Annotated in this window: 13 protein-coding genes; 9 read left to right on the plus strand and 4 right to left on the minus strand. The window is 71.3% G+C overall.

Annotated elements, in window-relative coordinates; genetic code table 11:
- Positions 1-11 precede the first annotated feature (11 nt).
- On the plus strand, positions 12-1,400 hold the full coding sequence (locus ABZX61_RS22770; protein ID WP_355197321.1) for a class II fumarate hydratase: 1,389 nt from the start codon (positions 12-14) through the stop codon (positions 1,398-1,400).
- Here ABZX61_RS22770 and trpD read toward each other — a convergent pair.
- The gene (gene trpD, locus ABZX61_RS22775) at positions 1,394-2,446 is read right to left on the minus strand and encodes an anthranilate phosphoribosyltransferase (protein ID WP_350725665.1); all 1,053 of its coding nucleotides are present in this window, start codon (positions 2,444-2,446) and stop codon (positions 1,394-1,396) included. The two genes, ABZX61_RS22770 and trpD, sit on opposite strands and share 7 nt — an antisense overlap.
- 236 nt (positions 2,447-2,682) lie before the next feature.
- Here trpD and ABZX61_RS22780 point away from each other — a divergent pair, with 236 nt between their 5' ends.
- The 5 genes from ABZX61_RS22780 to ABZX61_RS22800 are packed head-to-tail and all read left to right on the plus strand — an operon-like array spanning position 2,683 to position 8,838.
- Positions 2,683-3,435, plus strand: a complete 753-nt coding sequence (locus ABZX61_RS22780; protein ID WP_350725667.1) for a 3-hydroxybutyrate dehydrogenase — start codon at positions 2,683-2,685, stop codon at positions 3,433-3,435.
- Between the two features lie 43 nt (positions 3,436-3,478).
- Entirely contained in the window at positions 3,479-5,365 is a 1,887-nt protein-coding gene (locus ABZX61_RS22785; RefSeq protein WP_355197323.1) for a GAF domain-containing protein, read from the plus strand.
- A gap of 55 nt (positions 5,366-5,420) precedes the next feature.
- Entirely contained in the window at positions 5,421-6,695 is a 1,275-nt protein-coding gene (locus tag ABZX61_RS22790) for an MFS transporter (RefSeq protein ID WP_355197325.1), read from the plus strand.
- Positions 6,692-7,693 carry an alpha/beta hydrolase gene (locus ABZX61_RS22795; RefSeq protein ID WP_355197327.1) on the plus strand — a complete coding sequence of 334 codons (1,002 nt, stop codon included), beginning with the start codon at positions 6,692-6,694 and terminating at the stop codon, positions 7,691-7,693. The genes ABZX61_RS22790 and ABZX61_RS22795 overlap by 4 nt, the downstream gene beginning before the upstream one ends.
- On the plus strand, positions 7,693-8,838 hold the full coding sequence (locus ABZX61_RS22800) for a tannase/feruloyl esterase family alpha/beta hydrolase (RefSeq protein ID WP_355197329.1): 1,146 nt from the start codon (positions 7,693-7,695) through the stop codon (positions 8,836-8,838). Before ABZX61_RS22795 ends, ABZX61_RS22800 begins: the two co-directional genes overlap by 1 nt.
- On the opposite strand, the gene ABZX61_RS22805 is transcribed toward ABZX61_RS22800, so the two are convergent.
- Together ABZX61_RS22805 and ABZX61_RS22810 are read right to left on the minus strand one after the other, a co-directional pair.
- Positions 8,828-10,825 (minus strand): glycosyltransferase family 2 protein, encoded by a 1,998-nt coding sequence (locus tag ABZX61_RS22805; RefSeq protein WP_355197331.1) that lies wholly within the window; start codon positions 10,823-10,825, stop codon positions 8,828-8,830. The genes ABZX61_RS22800 and ABZX61_RS22805 overlap by 11 nt on opposite strands.
- A 70-nt stretch (positions 10,826-10,895) precedes the next feature.
- Positions 10,896-11,597, minus strand: a complete 702-nt coding sequence (locus ABZX61_RS22810; RefSeq protein WP_355197333.1) for a lytic transglycosylase domain-containing protein — start codon at positions 11,595-11,597, stop codon at positions 10,896-10,898.
- Positions 11,598-11,881: 284 nt separating this feature from the next.
- Between ABZX61_RS22810 and ABZX61_RS22815 the strand changes: the two genes are divergently transcribed.
- From ABZX61_RS22815 to ABZX61_RS22825, 3 genes are read left to right on the plus strand one after another with little or no spacing between them, the layout of a single operon-like run.
- Positions 11,882-12,556 carry a response regulator transcription factor gene (locus ABZX61_RS22815; protein ID WP_355197335.1) on the plus strand — a complete coding sequence of 225 codons (675 nt, stop codon included), beginning with the start codon at positions 11,882-11,884 and terminating at the stop codon, positions 12,554-12,556.
- Positions 12,553-13,965, plus strand: coding sequence for a HAMP domain-containing sensor histidine kinase (locus ABZX61_RS22820; protein ID WP_350725683.1), 1,413 nt, complete (start codon positions 12,553-12,555; stop codon positions 13,963-13,965). The genes ABZX61_RS22815 and ABZX61_RS22820 overlap by 4 nt, the downstream gene beginning before the upstream one ends.
- A complete protein-coding gene (locus ABZX61_RS22825; RefSeq protein ID WP_350725685.1) occupies positions 13,962-14,462 on the plus strand; it encodes a hypothetical protein in 501 nt (166 codons plus the stop codon). Before ABZX61_RS22820 ends, ABZX61_RS22825 begins: the two co-directional genes overlap by 4 nt.
- On the opposite strand, the gene ABZX61_RS22830 is transcribed toward ABZX61_RS22825, so the two are convergent.
- Complete coding sequence (locus ABZX61_RS22830) at positions 14,463-15,782, minus strand: PhoH family protein (protein WP_355197337.1); 1,320 nt, start codon at positions 15,780-15,782, stop codon at positions 14,463-14,465.
- Between the last annotated feature and the right edge of the window lie 55 nt (positions 15,783-15,837).

Genomic DNA, 15,837 nt, shown 5'->3' on the forward strand with positions numbered 1-15,837 from the left:
GACTGGAAGTCATGAGCGAGTTCAGAATCGAGCATGACTCGATGGGCGAGGTGCGCGTGCCCTCAGGCGCCAGGTGGCGCGCGCAGACCCAGCGGGCAGTGGAGAATTTCCCGGTTTCCGGACGCCGTCTCGAGCCGTCCCACATAGCCGCGCTCGGCCTGATCAAGGCGGTGGCCGCCGAGGTGAACGGCGAGCTGGGCGTGATCGACAAGGACCTGGCCGAGGCCGTCGCCCAGGCGGCGGCCGACGTCGCCGAGAACGAGCACGACGCCCACTTCCCGATCGACGTCTTCCAGACCGGCTCCGGCACCTCGTCCAACATGAACGCCAACGAGGTGATCGCGACGCTGGCCGAGGAGCGCCTCGGCCGTCCCGTGCACCCGAACGACCACGTGAACGCCTCCCAGTCGTCCAACGACGTCTTCCCCACCTCGATCCATGTGGCGGCGGCGACGGAGGTGACCTTCCACCTGCTGCCCTCGCTCAGGCATCTGGCGGCGGTGCTGCGGGAGAAGGCGATCGAGTTCGACGGGGTGGTGAAGTCGGGGCGCACCCATCTGATGGACGCGACCCCGGTGAGGCTCGGCCAGGAGTTCGGCGGGTACGCCACCCAGGTCGAGAACGGCGTCCTGCGGGTCGCGACGGCCCTTGAGCGCGTGCTCGAGCTGCCCCTGGGCGGCACGGCCGTGGGCACCGGCATCAACACCCCGCCGGGCTTCGCTCAGGCGACCATCGCCAAGCTGGCCGAGGCCACCGGCATCCCGTTCGTCGAGGCCGGTGACCATTTCGAGGCCCAGGGCGCGCAGGACTCGATCGTCGAGCTGTCGGGCCAGCTCAAGGTGGTGGCCGTCTCGCTGACCAAGATCGCCAACGACCTCCGCTGGATGGGCTCGGGTCCGCGCGCCGGGCTGGCCGAGATCAACCTGCCCGACCTGCAGCCCGGCTCGTCCATCATGCCCGGCAAGGTCAACCCGGTGCTCCCCGAGGCCACGGCCATGGTCGCGGCCCAGGTCATCGGCAACGACACGGCGATCACGTTCGCCGGCGCCTCCGGCAACTTCGAGCTGAACGTGCAGCTGCCGATCATCGCGCGCAACATCCTGGAGTCGATCAGGCTGCTGGCGAACGTGTCGCGGCTGCTCGCCGACCGCTGCGTCGCCGGCATCACGGCGAACGTCGAGCGCCTGCGCGAGTACGCCGAGTCGTCCCCGTCGATCGTCACCCCGCTGAACAGGTACGTCGGCTACGAGGAGGCCGCGAAGATCGCCAAGCAGGCCCTGGCCGAGCGCAAGACCATCCGCGAGGTGGTCATCGAGCGCGGCCACGTGGCCGACGGCACCCTCACTGAGGAGCAGCTCGACGCCGCGCTCGATGTGTTGTCGATGACCCGGCCTCAGTGACCCGCTGACGCCTGGGCCTGCGTGGCGTGCGCCCACAGGGTGAGCAGGGACAGCGCGGCGCCGGAGTCGACCGCCTCCGCGGCCCGCTTGTAGGCCATGCCCAGGGCGGGCGTGAGGTCGGGTGCGGGCGGCGTTCCCTCGGCGGCCACCACGGCGGCGGCCGCGTTGAGCAGGACGACGTCCCGCACCGGGCCCCGCTCGCCCGCGAGCACGGCCCGTGCCACGGCCGCGTTGTGCCGGGCGTCGCCGCCGCGCAGGTCGTCCTGGCGCGACCGCGGGATCGACAGGTCGGCCGGGTCGAAGGCGGTGGGCGTGACCGTGCCCCGGCGTACGACCCAGATCGTGGAGGGGCCCGTGGTGGTGAGCTCGTCGAGCCCGTCGTCGCCCCTGAAGACCAGCGAGGAGCAGCCGCGCTGGGCCAGCACGCCCGCGATGACCGGCGCCATCCCCTGGTGGAAGACGCCGACCGCCTGGGCGGCCGGCAGGGCCGGGTTGGTGAGCGGGCCCAGGAAGTTGAAGACCGTGGGCACGCCCAGCTCGCGGCGCGGCCCGGCGGTGCGTCTCAGCCCGGAGTTGAACGCGGGCGCGAAGCAGAACGTGATGCCGACCTCGTCCGCGACCCTGACCACCGCGGCCGGCGGCAGGTCGATGACCACGCCCAGCTCCTCCAGCACGTCCGCCGCGCCCGCCAGCGAGGAGGCGGCCCGGCCGCCGTGCTTGACGACCTTGACGCCCGCGGCGGCGGCGACGATGGCGGCCATGGTGGAGATGTTCACGGTGTGGGCGCGGTCGCCGCCGGTGCCGACCAGGTCCACGGGGTCGCCGGAGACCCTGATCGCGGCCGATTTCAGGAGCATGCCGTCGGCCAGCCCGGACACCTCGGCCACGCTCTCGCCCTTGGCCCGGAGCGCGATCGCGAACGCGGCGATCTGGGCGTCCGTGGCCGTCTCGCCGATGATCTGCTCCATGGCCCACTTGGCCTGGAGGGAGGTGAGGGACCTGCCGTCGAGCAGCGTGGAGAGCAGTGCTGGCCAGGTGGTGGTCATGGTGAGCGCCCTTTCGTCAGTGCTCGACGGGGGCGCGTACGACATGCGATCGGCCGCCTCGTCGAGGCGGCCGGTGCGTATGCGCTGGGAGGTCCGCCTAGGAGGCGGGCCACCACTGGGACGAATACGCGGTCATGCGTTCAAGATAGCAGACGCCGTGATCCACATAGGGCGGCGCGGATCTATGTCGCCGGCACCCATGCGTCGGGGCGCGGCCACCGCCTAGGGTTCCGGGTATGGCGAAGGAGCTGACGGGGCGGACCGCGCTTGTGACGGGGGCGGGGGGCGGCATCGGGGCGGCCTGCGCCCGGCGCCTGGCCGCCGACGGGGCGAAAGTACTGGTCGTCGACCTGCGGGCCGAGCCCGCCGAGAAGGTCGCCGCCGAGATCGGCGGGGTGGCGGTGGTGGCCGATCTGAGCGATCCCGGGTTCGTGGCGGCGCTGCCTGACGAGCCGGTCGACATCGTGGTGAACAACGCCGGGTTCCAGCACGTCTCGCCGATCGAGGACTTCCCGCCCGAGGTGTTCTCGGCGATCCTGCGGGTGATGGTCGAGGCGCCATTCCTGATCGCCCGGCAGGTGCTGCCCGGCATGTACGCCAGGGGCTGGGGGCGGTTCGTGAACATCTCGTCCGTGCACGGGCTGCGTGCCTCGCCGTTCAAGTCGGCGTACACGACGGCCAAGCACGGGCTGGAGGGCTTCTCCAAGGTCGTCGCGCTCGAAGGGGCGCCGCACGGGGTCACCTCCACCTGCGTCTGCCCCGCCTACGTACGGACGGGGCTGGTCGAGGCGCAGATCGCCGACCAGGCTAAAGTGCACGGCATCGAGCCGGACGAGGTCGTCGAGAACATCATGCTGCAGCCCGCCGCGATCAAGCGGCTGATCGAGCCCGAGGAGGTGGCCGAGCTGGTCGCCTACCTCTGCGGCCCCGCCGGGTCGTTCATCACCGGCGTCTCCCTTCCCATGGACGGCGGCTGGACGGCGCACTAGTGCTACGGATCCCAGCGGCCGAGCCGCCGAGCGGAGTGAGGCCATGAGCACGCAGTTCCTGGAGTTGCTCGCGCGGGAGGCGTCGGCGGTCGAGTTCGAGGGGCCGATCATCGAGGCCAGGGCGCGGGGCGCGGACCCGGCCACGATCGAGGAGCTGGAGCAGGCCAAGGTCGAGGCGCTCAAGGTGCGTGACCTGCTCAAGCGGCGCGCCAGGCGCGAGGCCGAGCTGTCGGCCCTCTACGACACGGCCGGCGACCTGGCCGCGCTGCGCGACCTCGACGCCGTGCTGGAGGCCATCGTGCACCGGGCCAGGCAGCTGCTGGCCACCGACGTCGCGTACATGACGCTGCACGACCCCGAGCAGGGCGACACGTACATGCGGGTCACCGACGGGTCGATCTCGGCCAAGTTCAGGGCGTTGCGGCTGGCCATGGGGGCGGGGCTGGGCGGCCTGGTCGCGCAGACGGCCACCCCGTACTCGACGGCCGACTACTTCGCCGACGCCAGGTTCCGGCACAAGCACCACATCGACGAGGCCGTCACGGAGGAGGGCCTGGTCGCGATCCTGGGCGTGCCGCTGCGGCTGGGGCAGCGGGTGATCGGCGTGCTGATGGCGGCCAACCGCAGCGCGCGGCCGTTCCACCAGGAGGAGGTGTCGCTGCTGGCCAGCCTGGCCGCGCACGCCGCCGTCGCGATCGACAACGCCAGGCTGCTGCAGGAGACCAGGAACGCGCTGGAGGAGCTCTCCCAGGCCCACAGGACCGCCAGGGCGCACGGGGAGGCGGTGGAGCGGGCCGCGCTGGCCCACGACCGGATGACCTCACTGGTGCTGCGCGGTGGCGGGATCGAGGACGTGGCGGCCGTGGTGACCGACGTGCTCGGCGGCTCACTGGCCGTGCTGGACGATCTGGGGCGGCCGCTCACGGGTGACGTGGGCGAGCTGGACGCCGGGGTGTTCGAGTCGGCGCAGGCGTCCAGGGCGCTGGGGCGTACCGTGCGGCGGGGCGACCTGCTGATCGCGTCGGTGGACGTCGGCGGGGAGCCGCTGTGCACGCTGATCCTGCGCAGCGACGACGCCGACGGGCGCATCCTGGAGCGGGCGGCGCTGGTGTGCGCGCTGCTGCTGCTGTTCCGCCGGAGCGTGGCGGAGGCCGAGGGCCGGGTCAGGGGCGAGCTGCTCGACGACCTGATCTCGCGGCCCGGCTCCCCCGGCCTGGCCGACCGGGCCCGGCGGCTGGGCGTCGATCTCTCGGCGCCGCACGTCGTGGTCGTGGTGCGGCATGAGGGCCAGCGGGAACGGGCCGCGTTCTGGGCCTCGTCGCAGGCCACGCTGCGGCACGGGCTGGCGGCCGGCCGGGCGGGCGAGGTGGTGCTGCTGCTGCCGGGGGTCAACGCGGGCGGCATCGCGCAGCGCGTCGCCGCCGAGCTGAGCGCGTCGCTGCAGGTGCCCGCCACGGCGGGCGCGTCGAAAGTCTGCCTCCCCGGTGAGCCGGCCCGGCCGCCGGGCGTCGGCGAGCCAGGGGCGGGCGACGTAGCGGTGGCCTACCAGGAGGCACGCAGGTGCGCCGAGGCGCTGATCGCGCTCGGACGGGCGGGTGACGGCGCGAGCGCGGCCGAGCTGGGGTTCGTCGGGCTGCTCGTGGGCGACGGCCGTGACGTGCGCGGCTTCGTCGGGCGGGTGCTCGGCGCCGTGATCGACTACGACGCCCGCAGGGGCACCGCGCTGGCCGACACACTGGCCGCCTACTTCGGCTCGGGCGGCTCGCCCTCCCGTACGGCCGAGGCCATGCACATCCACGTCAACACCGTCACGCAGCGGCTCGACCGGATCGGCAAGCTGCTCGGCGACGGCTGGCTGGAGCCGGAACGCGCGCTCGAGATCCAGCTCGCGCTCCGCCTGCACCGGCTCGGCCACACATCCACCCCATAGACTGTGGGCCCCGGCCCCATATAAGTGACGCCGGTCACTCCTTACCGTGACCGGCATGGCCACTTCCATCAAGAAGATCGTCGCCGCGAGCCTGATCGGCACCACCATCGAGTGGTACGACTTCTTCCTGTACGGCTCGGCAGCCGCCCTCGTCTTCAACAAGCTCTTCTTCCCCGAGTCCGACCCGCTCACCGGCACGCTGCTGGCGTTCCTCACCTACGCCGTCGGGTTCGTCGCCCGTCCGCTCGGCGGCCTGGTCTTCGGCCACTTCGGCGACCGGATCGGCCGCAAGACGCTGCTGGTCGTCAGCCTGCTGACGATGGGCGCGGCCACGTTCCTGATCGGCTGCCTGCCGACGTACGAGACCCTGGGCCCGTCCGCGGCGCTGCTGCTGACCTCGCTCCGGCTCGTGCAGGGCTTCGCGCTCGGCGGCGAGTGGGGCGGCGCGGTGCTGATCGTCTCCGAGCACGGCGACACGGCCCGCCGCGGCTTCTGGGCCTCCTGGCCGCAGGCCGGCGCTCCCGGCGGCAACCTGCTGGCCACCGGCGTGCTGGCGGCGCTGGCCGCCTGGCAGTCGGACGAGGCGTTCCTGGCGTGGGGCTGGCGGGTGCCGTTCCTGCTGTCGGGCGTGCTGGTGCTGATCGGCCTCTGGATCCGCCTGACGATCACCGAGTCGCCGGTGTTCCAGGAGGCGCCGCCGGAGAAGGCGCCGCCCATCGTGGGCGTGCTGCGGCACCACTGGAAGGACGTGCTCACCGCGATCGGCGCGCGCCTCGCGGAGAACATCTCCTTCTACCTGCTCACCGTCTTCGTCATCACGTACGCCAAGTCAGTCAAGATCGAGAACTCCACCGTGCTGAGCGCGGTGCTGATCGCCTCGGCCATCCACTTCGTCACGATCCCCATGTGGGGCGCGCTGTCGGACCGGATCGGCCGCCGCCCGATCTACCTGGCGGGCGCCGCCGGCATCGGAGTGTGGATCTTCGCGTTCTTCCCGCTCGTGGACACCGGCAACTTCCTGGTGATCACCCTCGCCATCACCGTCGGCCTGCTCTTCCACGGCATGATGTACGGCCCGCAGGCGGCCTTCTTCTCCGAGCTCTTCGGCACGAGGATGCGCTACACCGGCGTCTCCATCGGCGCGCAGCTGTCGGCGATCGTGGCCGGCGCGCTGGCCCCGATCATCGCGGTCGCGCTGCTGAAGTCGTACTCGAGCAGCCTGCCCATCTCGGTCTACCTTGGTCTGGCGGCGCTGCTCACGCTGGGCGCGGTCTACGCCGCCCGCGAGACCCAGGGCAGCGACCTGGCCGAAAGGATCCACGCGCGATGAAGGTCACCACGCCCAGACTCACCCAGAACGTCCTGACCGTCGAGGGCAGGGACACCGGCGAGCCGGTGCTGTTCGTGCACGGGAACGTCTCCTCGGCCGCCTTCTGGCGCGACAGCATGGCGGCGCTGCCCGGCGGCTACCGCCCGCTCGCGGTCGACCTGCGCGGGTTCGGCGAGAGCGATCCCGCGCCCGTGGATGCCACGAGGGGCCTGCGCGACTGGTCCGACGACCTGATCGAGCTGGTCGAGGCGCTGGGCCTGGACGGGGTGCACCTGGTCGGCTGGAGCCTGGGCGGCGGCATCGTGCTGCAGGTCCTGCGCGACCGGCCGGCCGTCGTCAGGAGCGTCACCCTGGTCAACCCGATCTCCCCGTACGGCTTCGGCGGCACGGAGGGTCCGGACGGCCGCCTCACGCACCCCGACGGCACGGGAGCGGGCGCCGGCGCCGCCAACCCCGACTTCGTGGCCCGGCTCAAGGCTGGCGACATGTCGGACGAATCCCCCACGTCGCCGCGCAGCGTCTTCCGCTCCTCGTACGTCAAGCACCCCGAGGTCGCCGACGAGGACTTCTACGTACGCTCGATGCTCACCACCCGCGTGGGCGAGGCCAACTACCCGGGCGACGCCGCCGCCTCGGAGCAGTGGCCCGGCGTGGCCCCCGGCAAGCTCGGCATCCTCAACGCCATCGCCCCCACCCACTTCCGCCTGGACGACCTCCACGAGATCGACCCCAAGCCGCCCGTCCTGTGGATCAGGGGCGCCGACGACGTGATCGTCTCCGACACGTCGTTCTTCGACCTGGCCCACCTGGGCGCGCTCGGCGTCGTGCCCGGCTCCCCCGGCACCCCGGCCCAGCCCATGGTGACCCAGACCAGGGCCGTGCTGGAGCGCTACGGCCCGTACCGCGAGGCCGTCATCGACGACTGCGGCCACAGCCCGCACCTGGAGCACCCCGAAGAGTTCCTGCGCCTGCTGACCGCTCACCTCGGGGAGGCGTGATGCTCGTCGCGCTCACCTTAGTGGCGAGCCTGCTCACCCCGGCCCCGCAGCTCACGGTGCCGGGCGCGGAGCAGGCCGTGGTGGCCACGCTGGACGATCTGACCACGGCGGGCACCGCGAAGACCGGCCACACCGACCCGGCCGACTGGGCCGGGCTGCACTCGGCCGCCACGGTCAACCCGACGGGCGTGCCCGGCATCCAGATCGACGGCTACTTCCCCGACACCTCCACCACCAACGCCACCCACGGCTGGAACCACGACTCCCAGTTCGTGATCAGGCTCCCCGAGCACTGGAACGGCGGCCTGGTCGTCGGCGGCACCCCCGGCAACAGGGAGCAGTACGCCAACGACTACACGATCTCCGACTGGGTGCTGGCCAAGGGCTACGCGTTCGCCGCCACCGACAAGGGCAACGTCGGCGTGAACTTCCACGAGGACGGCCGCGATCCCGGCGACGCCATCGCCGAGTGGAACCACCGGGTCACCCAGCTCACGGTGGCCGCCAAGGCCGTCGTCAGGCAGCGGTACGGCAGGAAGCCCCAGCGCACGTTCGTGGCGGGCATCTCCAACGGCGGCTACCTGGTCAGATGGCAGCTGGAGAACCGCGGCTGGCTCTACGACGGCGGCGTGGACTGGGAGGGCACGCTCTGGCGGGTCAAGGGCGACAACCTGCTGAACTTCCTGCCGCCCGCGCTGAAGGCGTACCCGGACGAGGCCGGGGTGCGGGCGGCCGGGTTCGCGGCGGGCTCGGAGTTCCTGTGGCCGTTCCACCGGCAGTACTACTGGGAGCTCACCCAGCAGCTCTACCAGAAGGAGCTGGACCCGTCCTACCAGGGCACGGCGGCGGACTACGACTACGACCGGCGCAAGCCGTACGCGGCCGTCGCGAAGATCGCGCTGACCGGCCGCATCACCAAGCCGCTGATCACCATCCACGGGACGCTCGACACGCTGCTGCCGATCTCCCGCGACTCCGACGTCTACGCGAAGATGGTCGGCCCGCACCGGCCGTTCCGCTACTACCGCGTCGAAGGCGGCAACCACCTGGACAGCCTGGTGGACGTCTACCCCGACCGCCTCAAGCCCATGCTGCCGGTCTTCAGGAGCGCCTTCGAGGAGCTGGAGGGCTGGGTCAGTCCTTGAGGTAGCGGTGCCTGCCCGCGCGCGCCAGGCGCACCATGTGACGCGCGCCGGGCAGCCGCCTGCCGATGCGGTACAGGACGGTGTCCCTGCCCATGGGCGAGCGCCGCCCCGGATCGACCGCGGCGGCGGGCCGTACCAGGATCTTGCCCCTGCGCACCTCCAGCGCGAACCTGAGCCCGATCTCCTCCTCCGCCGTGCGCAGCGACGTCAGCCAGGCGCCGGGGCCGAGCTGGTCGGGTGGCGGCATCATCCGCTTGACCGGCACCTTGGCCACGAGCTGTCCCGCGAGCCGGCCCGGCACCCCGGCCTCGACCAGGGCGGGCGCGCACACCTCGCGGCCGCGCCGCCCGGTGCTGCGCAGCACCAGCTCCAGCGGGGGTCCCCCGCTCGGCGGCACGTACGGCACCGGCAGCACGACGTACGCGTGCCCGTCGAGCCGCTTGACCTCCACCCCGCGCGACACCAGGGCGATCGACTCGGAGAACGAGCGCGGCTCGACCGCCAGGCCCAGGTCGCCGTGGTCGGTCCAGCACGGCACCACCAGGCGCGTCCTTGGCCGCTGGGCCAGCACGCCCAGGCAGTTGAGCGGGCCCGCCGAGCTGCCGACCCGGCTCCTGGCCTGGTTGGCACCGCCGAACATGCGGACGTGCACCTCCCACTGGCCCGGCCTGAGCGGCTCGCCGACCGCGGCGGCGGTCACGTCCAGCTGGGCCTCGCCCCTGATCTGCACGCGCATCCGGCGGCGGCCGTCCTGGATGCGCTCCACGTGCTGGGTCAGGGGCAGGAAGTGGATCACTCCCGTCTCGGCGTGGCGCACGTACAGCTCGACGCGGGCCCGCTCGACCGCCTCGGTGACGTCGGTGACGCTCTCGTCCAGGGCCTTGGTCTCCAGCGAGCGCGGCGGGATCCAGTGCAGGCGCTCGCCGTCCTCCCGGTACCTGTCGGGCGTGCCGTCGCCCGCCAGAACCTCCACGGTCAGCGCGAGCACCAGTACGTGGGCGTCCCAGCGCATCTCGGTCAGGTCGGCGCGGAGCCCGGCGCGCTTGGAGGAGTTCGACAGGAGCACGATCTGGTCCAGGCGCCCCATGCGCACGTACGCGGCCACCACGCGCAGCTGGACGGGCAGGTAACGGTCGAGCCGCTCCGGGAACCGCTGCTCGACCAGCTCCTGCACCACCCGGAAGTGCAGGCCCCGGTCCACCGACGAGTCGGCGAACCTGGCGGTCAGCAGCGGGCGCAGGACGGCGTACCGGAACCAGTGGGCCTGCATGCGGTCGCGCTGGCGGCCCTCGCCCACGCAGGTCTCGATGTCGGTGAGCAGCCCGTCGAGCTCCTTGACCATGGCCCGCGGCTCGTCCTCGGCCCCGAGCCGGTCGCCGAGGTGGCAGCAGACGTGCTCGGCCAGCACGGCGATGACCTTGGCGTGCAGGTAGGCCCGCATCACGAACGCCTGCTCGGCCATCCTGCCGCCGGGCACGGTGAACCCCAGCTCGTGCTCCTCCAGGAAGGCGCGGCGGTAGAGCTGCTGCGGCACGAGCAGCTGGAGCAGGCGGTCGCGCAGGATGTCGGCGCGGGCCGTGCCGCGCTCGAAGGCGGCCATCGGCGGCCCGAAGTCGCGGATCAGGCGGCCGACCAGCACGTCGGCGTCGGTCTCCACGGCACGCTCGTGCATGCGGGCGACCGCGTCCTTCTCCAGGCGGTCGCCCTGGTCGAGGAAGTAGACGTAGTCGCCGGCGGCGGCCGCGAGGCCCACGTTGCGGCCGCGCATGGGCGTCCCGGTGTGCGGCAGGTGCAGGACGCTCACGTTGTCACGGGTCGTGGCGATGGTGTCGAGGCGCTCGCCGATCCCGTCCGTGGAGCCGTCGTCCACGAAGATCACTTCGTACGCGTCCGGGGGCATCGTCTGCTCCAGGGCGGAGCGGATGCACGCGTCGGCGGTGGCGCCCGGATTGTGGACATTGACGATCACGCTGACCTTGACACCCATGCGGCCAGAGTGGGCCCGCATGCACGTTCGGGCGCGGCGGCTTGCCGATTAAAGAGGGAAAGTTGACCCTCTAATACCAACCCACCGACTGTGAGTGTCCCCAGGCGCCACAGGGCGTGCCGTAGCGGCCCTTGATGTAGCCGAGGCCCCACTTGATCTGGGTCGCGGGGTTGGTCTGCCAGTCGGCGCCCGCGCTGGCCATCTTGCTGCCGGGAAGGGACTGCGGGATGCCGTACGCGCCTGAGTAGCGGTTCATCGCCCGCGAGTTCCAGCCGCTCTCCTTCTGCCAGAGCCGCTCCAGGCAACCCCACTGGTCGTCGCCCCAGCCCATGGAGGCGAGCATGGCCTTGGCGGTGGCCTTGCTGCTGCCCGGCGAGGGGATGCTGCCCGGCGGGAAGTTCATGGAGGGGAACCCGTCACCGCCCGGCGCCTTCTTCGGCACCACCCAGTCGATGTCGGGGTTCTTGCCCGCGGAGGTCCGGCCGTCCTTGAGCTTGTCCGCCTTGTACGCCTGCTCGGCGGCGTTCTTGAGCGCGTCGTTCTGGGGGTCGGGCGTGTAGAAGCTGCCGCTGGCGATGGCGCCCAGCTGCTCGGGCGTGAAGGGCGTGACGGCCGGCCTCTTGGCGTTCTCCATGGCACGGTAGGCGACGAAACCGCCACCGCCGACCACGACCACCAGCGAGACGGCGGTAATGACCACCGCTTTCGCGCTCAGGCGCTTCTTGGGCCGGCGCGCCGGGGGAAACTCTTCCTTCGGCGGGCGCTCACTCAACTGCGGACCAGGGCTCACGAACCATGAGCTTGCCCTGTACTGGGGGGTGGTTCGCAACCGAAACGCGGGAATCGCTTGGGACCCCGTTGGCTAACTTGCTGGTAACCGTGGCGTTTCCGAAATAGTGTGATATTGCTCACACAAAGGACGGCTCGCCCTCGGAGGCCCGCAAACCGAAGGGGGCCGCTTCCAGGGTGCCTCGACCACTTCCGTGTCCCATCTGTGACACGTCACAGTTTGGTGACTTAGTTCGGGCATTCGGGACATGGAATAATAATTTGTGCGTGGCAGGCATCCTCCTGGTTGAAGACGACCCCTCGGTCCGTACGGCTCTCGAGCTGGCGCTGACCCGTCAGGGGCATTCCGTCACCTCTTACGCGACCGGCGAGGAGGCCCTCGACCACATCAGGGCCCGCCGCCCGGAGATCGCGATCCTCGACGTGATGCTCCCCGGGATCGACGGGATCGAGGTCTGCCGCCGCGTACGCAAGCTCGACCAGCTCCCCGTCATCCTGCTCACGGCCCGCGGCGACGACCTGGACGTGGTGGTCGGGCTGGAGGCCGGCGCGGACGACTACGTGGTCAAGCCGGTCGAGCCCCGGGTCCTGGACGCGCGCATCCGCGCCATCCTGCGCAGGGCCGAGTCCGCCGCCTCCGATCGCATCACCTTCGGCGACCTCGTGATCGACCGGGGCGCGCTCAAGGTCATGCTGGCCAACAAGGAGATCCACCTGACGCCGACCGAGCTGCGGCTGCTGCTGGAGCTCGTACGGCACCCGGGCCAGGTGCTCAACCGCCGCTACCTGCTGCGCGAGGTCTGGGACCACACGCACATCGCCGACTCGCGGCTGGTGGACGCCTGCGTGCAGCGGATCCGGGCCAAGATCGAGCCGAGGCCGGCCGAGCCCGTGTTCATCCACACGGTGCGCGGGTTCGGCTACCGCTTCAGCCCTCCGTGATCCCCCTGCCCACGGGACTGCGCGCCCGCCTCGTCATCACGTTCACGCTCGTCGCCGTGACCGCCTCGCTGCTGGTCGCCACCATCGGCTTCGAGCTGGCCAAGACGGCGCTCGTGACCCGCGAGGAGAACACCTCTCTCGACCTCGTGATCAGAGAGCTGGGCGGCATCACGTTCCCCATCGGCAAGCTCGCGCCCGGCGAGGCCGCGCCGACCATCAAGGAGCTGGACCGGGTCGCCGCCGCGCTGAGCGGGCCGGGCCGCAGCGTGATCGTCGAGTACGGCACGTTGGTCTCCACCGAGGGGCCCATGACCCTGAGCGACGTGCCCAACGAGCTCTACGGCCGGGCCAAGCAGAGCGTGGTCACCCAGCGCAAGGTCATCCGCAACCAGCTCTGGCTCATCGTCGGCGCCGAGGTCTACCGTGACGTCGACGGCGCTCCCCAGGCCACCGGGCTGCGCGCGTTCGCGTTCTTCCCGATGCGGGGCGACGAGAACCAGCTCAACACGCTCAGGGCCACGCTCGCCCAGGCCGGCGCCGCCATCGTGCTGATCGCGCTGGTCGTGGCGCTGCTGTCGGCCAGGCAGGTGCTGCTGCCGGTCCGGCGGCTGAGCGCGGCCGCGCAGGCGCTCGGCCAGGGCAGGCTGGACACGCGCCTGCCCGTCCACGGGCAGGACGAGCTGGCCGAGCTGACCTCCAGGTTCAACGACGCGGCCGCGGCACTGGAGCTGAGCGTGTCCGAGCTGCGCTCGCTGGAGGCCATGTCACGCAGGTTCGTGGCGGACGTCTCGCACGAGCTGCGCACACCCCTGACCGCCATGACCGCCGTGGCCGACATGCTCTCCGAGGAGGCGGGCCGGCTGCCGGACGCGCCGGCGGAGGCCGTCCGGCTGGTCCTCAGGGAGATCGAGCGCCTGCGCGAGCTGGTCGAGCACCTCATCGAGATCAGCCGCTTCGACGCGGGCACGGCCACGCTCAACGTCGAGCCGGTGAACGTGGCCGACGCCATCGCCGACTGCCTGGAGGTGCGCGGCTGGACCGATCAGGTGGAGGTGAAGGCGTCCCAGGGCTTGACGGTGAACCTCGACCCGAGGAGGTTCGACGTCATCGTGGCCAACCTGGTCGGCAACGCGCTCAAGCACGGGCAGCGACCCGTCATGGTGAGCGCCAGAGGCACGGAGAACGGCCTGGAGGTGAAGGTGCGCGACCACGGCAAGGGCATCCCGCGCGAGGCGCTGGCGCACGTCTTCGACCGCTTCTTCAAGGCCGGCGCGGGCCGGGCCCGCAGCCAGGGCAGCGGCCTCGGCCTCGCGATCGCCAGGGCGAACGTCCACCTCCACGGCGGCACGATCTCCGTACGCCTGCAGAATCCCGGCACGCTCTTCACGGTCTGGCTCCCGCACTCATGACCCGCGCTCTCGTCCTCGCTCTCCTGCTCGCCCTGACGGCCTGCGGCATCTCGCCCACGGACGTCCAGGACAGGGGGAACGCGCCCACCATCAAGATCCCGCCGCCGTCCAAGACGATCTTCCTGATCAGGAACGGCAAGCTCGCCCTGGAGGCGGCCGACGTCGAGAACGACACCGTCGCCAGCCTGCTCGGCGCGCTCTTCGCGGCCTCCTCGCAACCTCTGGACGGCGGCCGGGACACCGCGCTGCGCGGGTTCACGTACCTGGGGATCAAGGACTCGCTGAACCCCGTGCAGCGCGACGAGGTCCAGCTGCCCCGCACCTCGACGCTGACCGTCTACGTCAGGGGCGACGGCACGCTCACCAGGCTCGGCATGGCGCAGATCGTCTGCACGGCCCAGCAGGACGCGGCGTACGAGATGGTGAAGATCGTCCGGGAGAACGTGAACCGCCCCTCCAAGTCGGAGGGGCAGCACACCTGCGGCGAGCTCAAGTGATCACATCGTGATGTCCTCGAGCATCTCCGTCACCAGCGCCGCGATCGGAGAGCGCTCCGACCTGGTCAGCGTGACGTGCGCGAAGAGCGGGTGGCCCTTCAGCTTCTCCACCACCGCGACCACGCCGTCGTGCCGGCCGACGCGGAGGTTGTCGCGCTGGGCCACGTCGTGGGTGAGCACGACCCGGGAGTTGGCGCCGATCCGGCTCAGCACGGTCAGCAGCACCCCGCGCTCCAGCGACTGGGCCTCGTCCACGATCACGAACGCGTCGTGCAGCGACCGGCCTCGGATGTGCGTCAGCGGGAGCACCTCCAGCATGCCCCTGTCGAGCACCTCCTCGATCACCTCGGGCGAGGTGATCGCGCCGAGCGTGTCGTAGACCGCCTGCGCCCACGGGCCCATCTTCTCGCCCTCGGTGCCCGGCAGGTAGCCGAGCTCCTGGCCGCCCACGGCGTACAGGGGGCGGAAGACGACCACCTTGCGGTGCTGGCGGCGCTCCAGGACCGCCTCCAGGCCCGCGCAGAGCGCGAGCGCCGACTTGCCGGTGCCGGCCCGGCCGCCCAGCGAGACGATGCCGATCTCCGGGTCCATCAGCAGGTCGAGCGCGATGCGCTGCTCGGCGGAGCGGCCGTGCAGGCCGAACACCTCGCGGTCGCCGCGTACGAGCTTCACCGACTTGTCCGGCTGCACCCTGCCGAGCGCCGAACCCTTGGCCGACAGCAGCCGCAGGCCGGTGTGCGCCGGCAGGTCCCTGGCCTCCTCGAGGTCGGCGCTGCCCTGGTCGAAGAGCACCTCGACGTCCTCCGCGGTCACCTGGACCTCGGCCATCCCCGTCCAGCCCGACTCGTGTACGAGCTCGGCGCGGTATTCCTCGGCCGCCAGGCCGATCGAGGCCGCCTTGACCCGCAGCGGCAGGTCCTTGGACACCAGGACCACGTCGCAGCCCTCGGCGGCCAGCGAGCGGGCCACGGTCAGGATGCGGGTGTCGTTGTCGCCCAGGCGGAACCCGACGGGCAGAATCGACGGATCGCTGTGATTGAGCTCAACCCTGATCGTGCCGTCCCCCGTGGGCATCGCCTCATCGAGCCTGCCGTACTGGATGCGCAGGTCGTCGAGGTAGCGCAGGGCCTTCCTGGCGAAGTAGCCGAGCTCGGGATGATGGCGCTTCCCCTCCAGCTCGGTGATGACCACGATCGGAAGAACCACGTCGTGCTCGGCGAAGCGTGTCATTGCCGCCGGGTCGGCCAGCAGGACCGACGTGTCCAGCACATACGTGCGCTTGGCCGACAGGTGAGTAGGGTTGCTCGAGGACACTGCCACACGTTCTCCCCCGGGCGCCCATAAGCGCGAGCGCCCTGCAGACGAGGCGGGATTC

This window comes from Nonomuraea sp. NPDC003709 (assembly GCF_040610775.1).
Classification (GTDB): Bacteria; Actinomycetota; Actinomycetes; order Streptosporangiales; family Streptosporangiaceae; genus Nonomuraea; species Nonomuraea angiospora_A.

What these genes read in the sequence shown, in the direction of transcription:
- ABZX61_RS22805 (WP_355197331.1), bottom strand. Translation starts at nt 10,825, where the DNA reads ATGGGTGTCAAGGTCAGCGTGATCGTCAATGTCCACAATCCGGGCGCC.
- ABZX61_RS22795 (WP_355197327.1), top strand. Translation starts at nt 6,692, where the DNA reads ATGAAGGTCACCACGCCCAGACTCACCCAGAACGTCCTGACCGTCGAG.
- ABZX61_RS22785 (WP_355197323.1), top strand. Translation starts at nt 3,479, where the DNA reads ATGAGCACGCAGTTCCTGGAGTTGCTCGCGCGGGAGGCGTCGGCGGTC.
- ABZX61_RS22800 (WP_355197329.1), top strand. Translation starts at nt 7,693, where the DNA reads ATGCTCGTCGCGCTCACCTTAGTGGCGAGCCTGCTCACCCCGGCCCCG.
- ABZX61_RS22770 (WP_355197321.1), top strand. Translation starts at nt 12, where the DNA reads ATGAGCGAGTTCAGAATCGAGCATGACTCGATGGGCGAGGTGCGCGTG.
- ABZX61_RS22825 (WP_350725685.1), top strand. Translation starts at nt 13,962, where the DNA reads ATGACCCGCGCTCTCGTCCTCGCTCTCCTGCTCGCCCTGACGGCCTGC.
- ABZX61_RS22780 (WP_350725667.1), top strand. Translation starts at nt 2,683, where the DNA reads ATGGCGAAGGAGCTGACGGGGCGGACCGCGCTTGTGACGGGGGCGGGG.
- ABZX61_RS22790 (WP_355197325.1), top strand. Translation starts at nt 5,421, where the DNA reads ATGGCCACTTCCATCAAGAAGATCGTCGCCGCGAGCCTGATCGGCACC.
- trpD (WP_350725665.1), bottom strand. Translation starts at nt 2,446, where the DNA reads ATGACCACCACCTGGCCAGCACTGCTCTCCACGCTGCTCGACGGCAGG.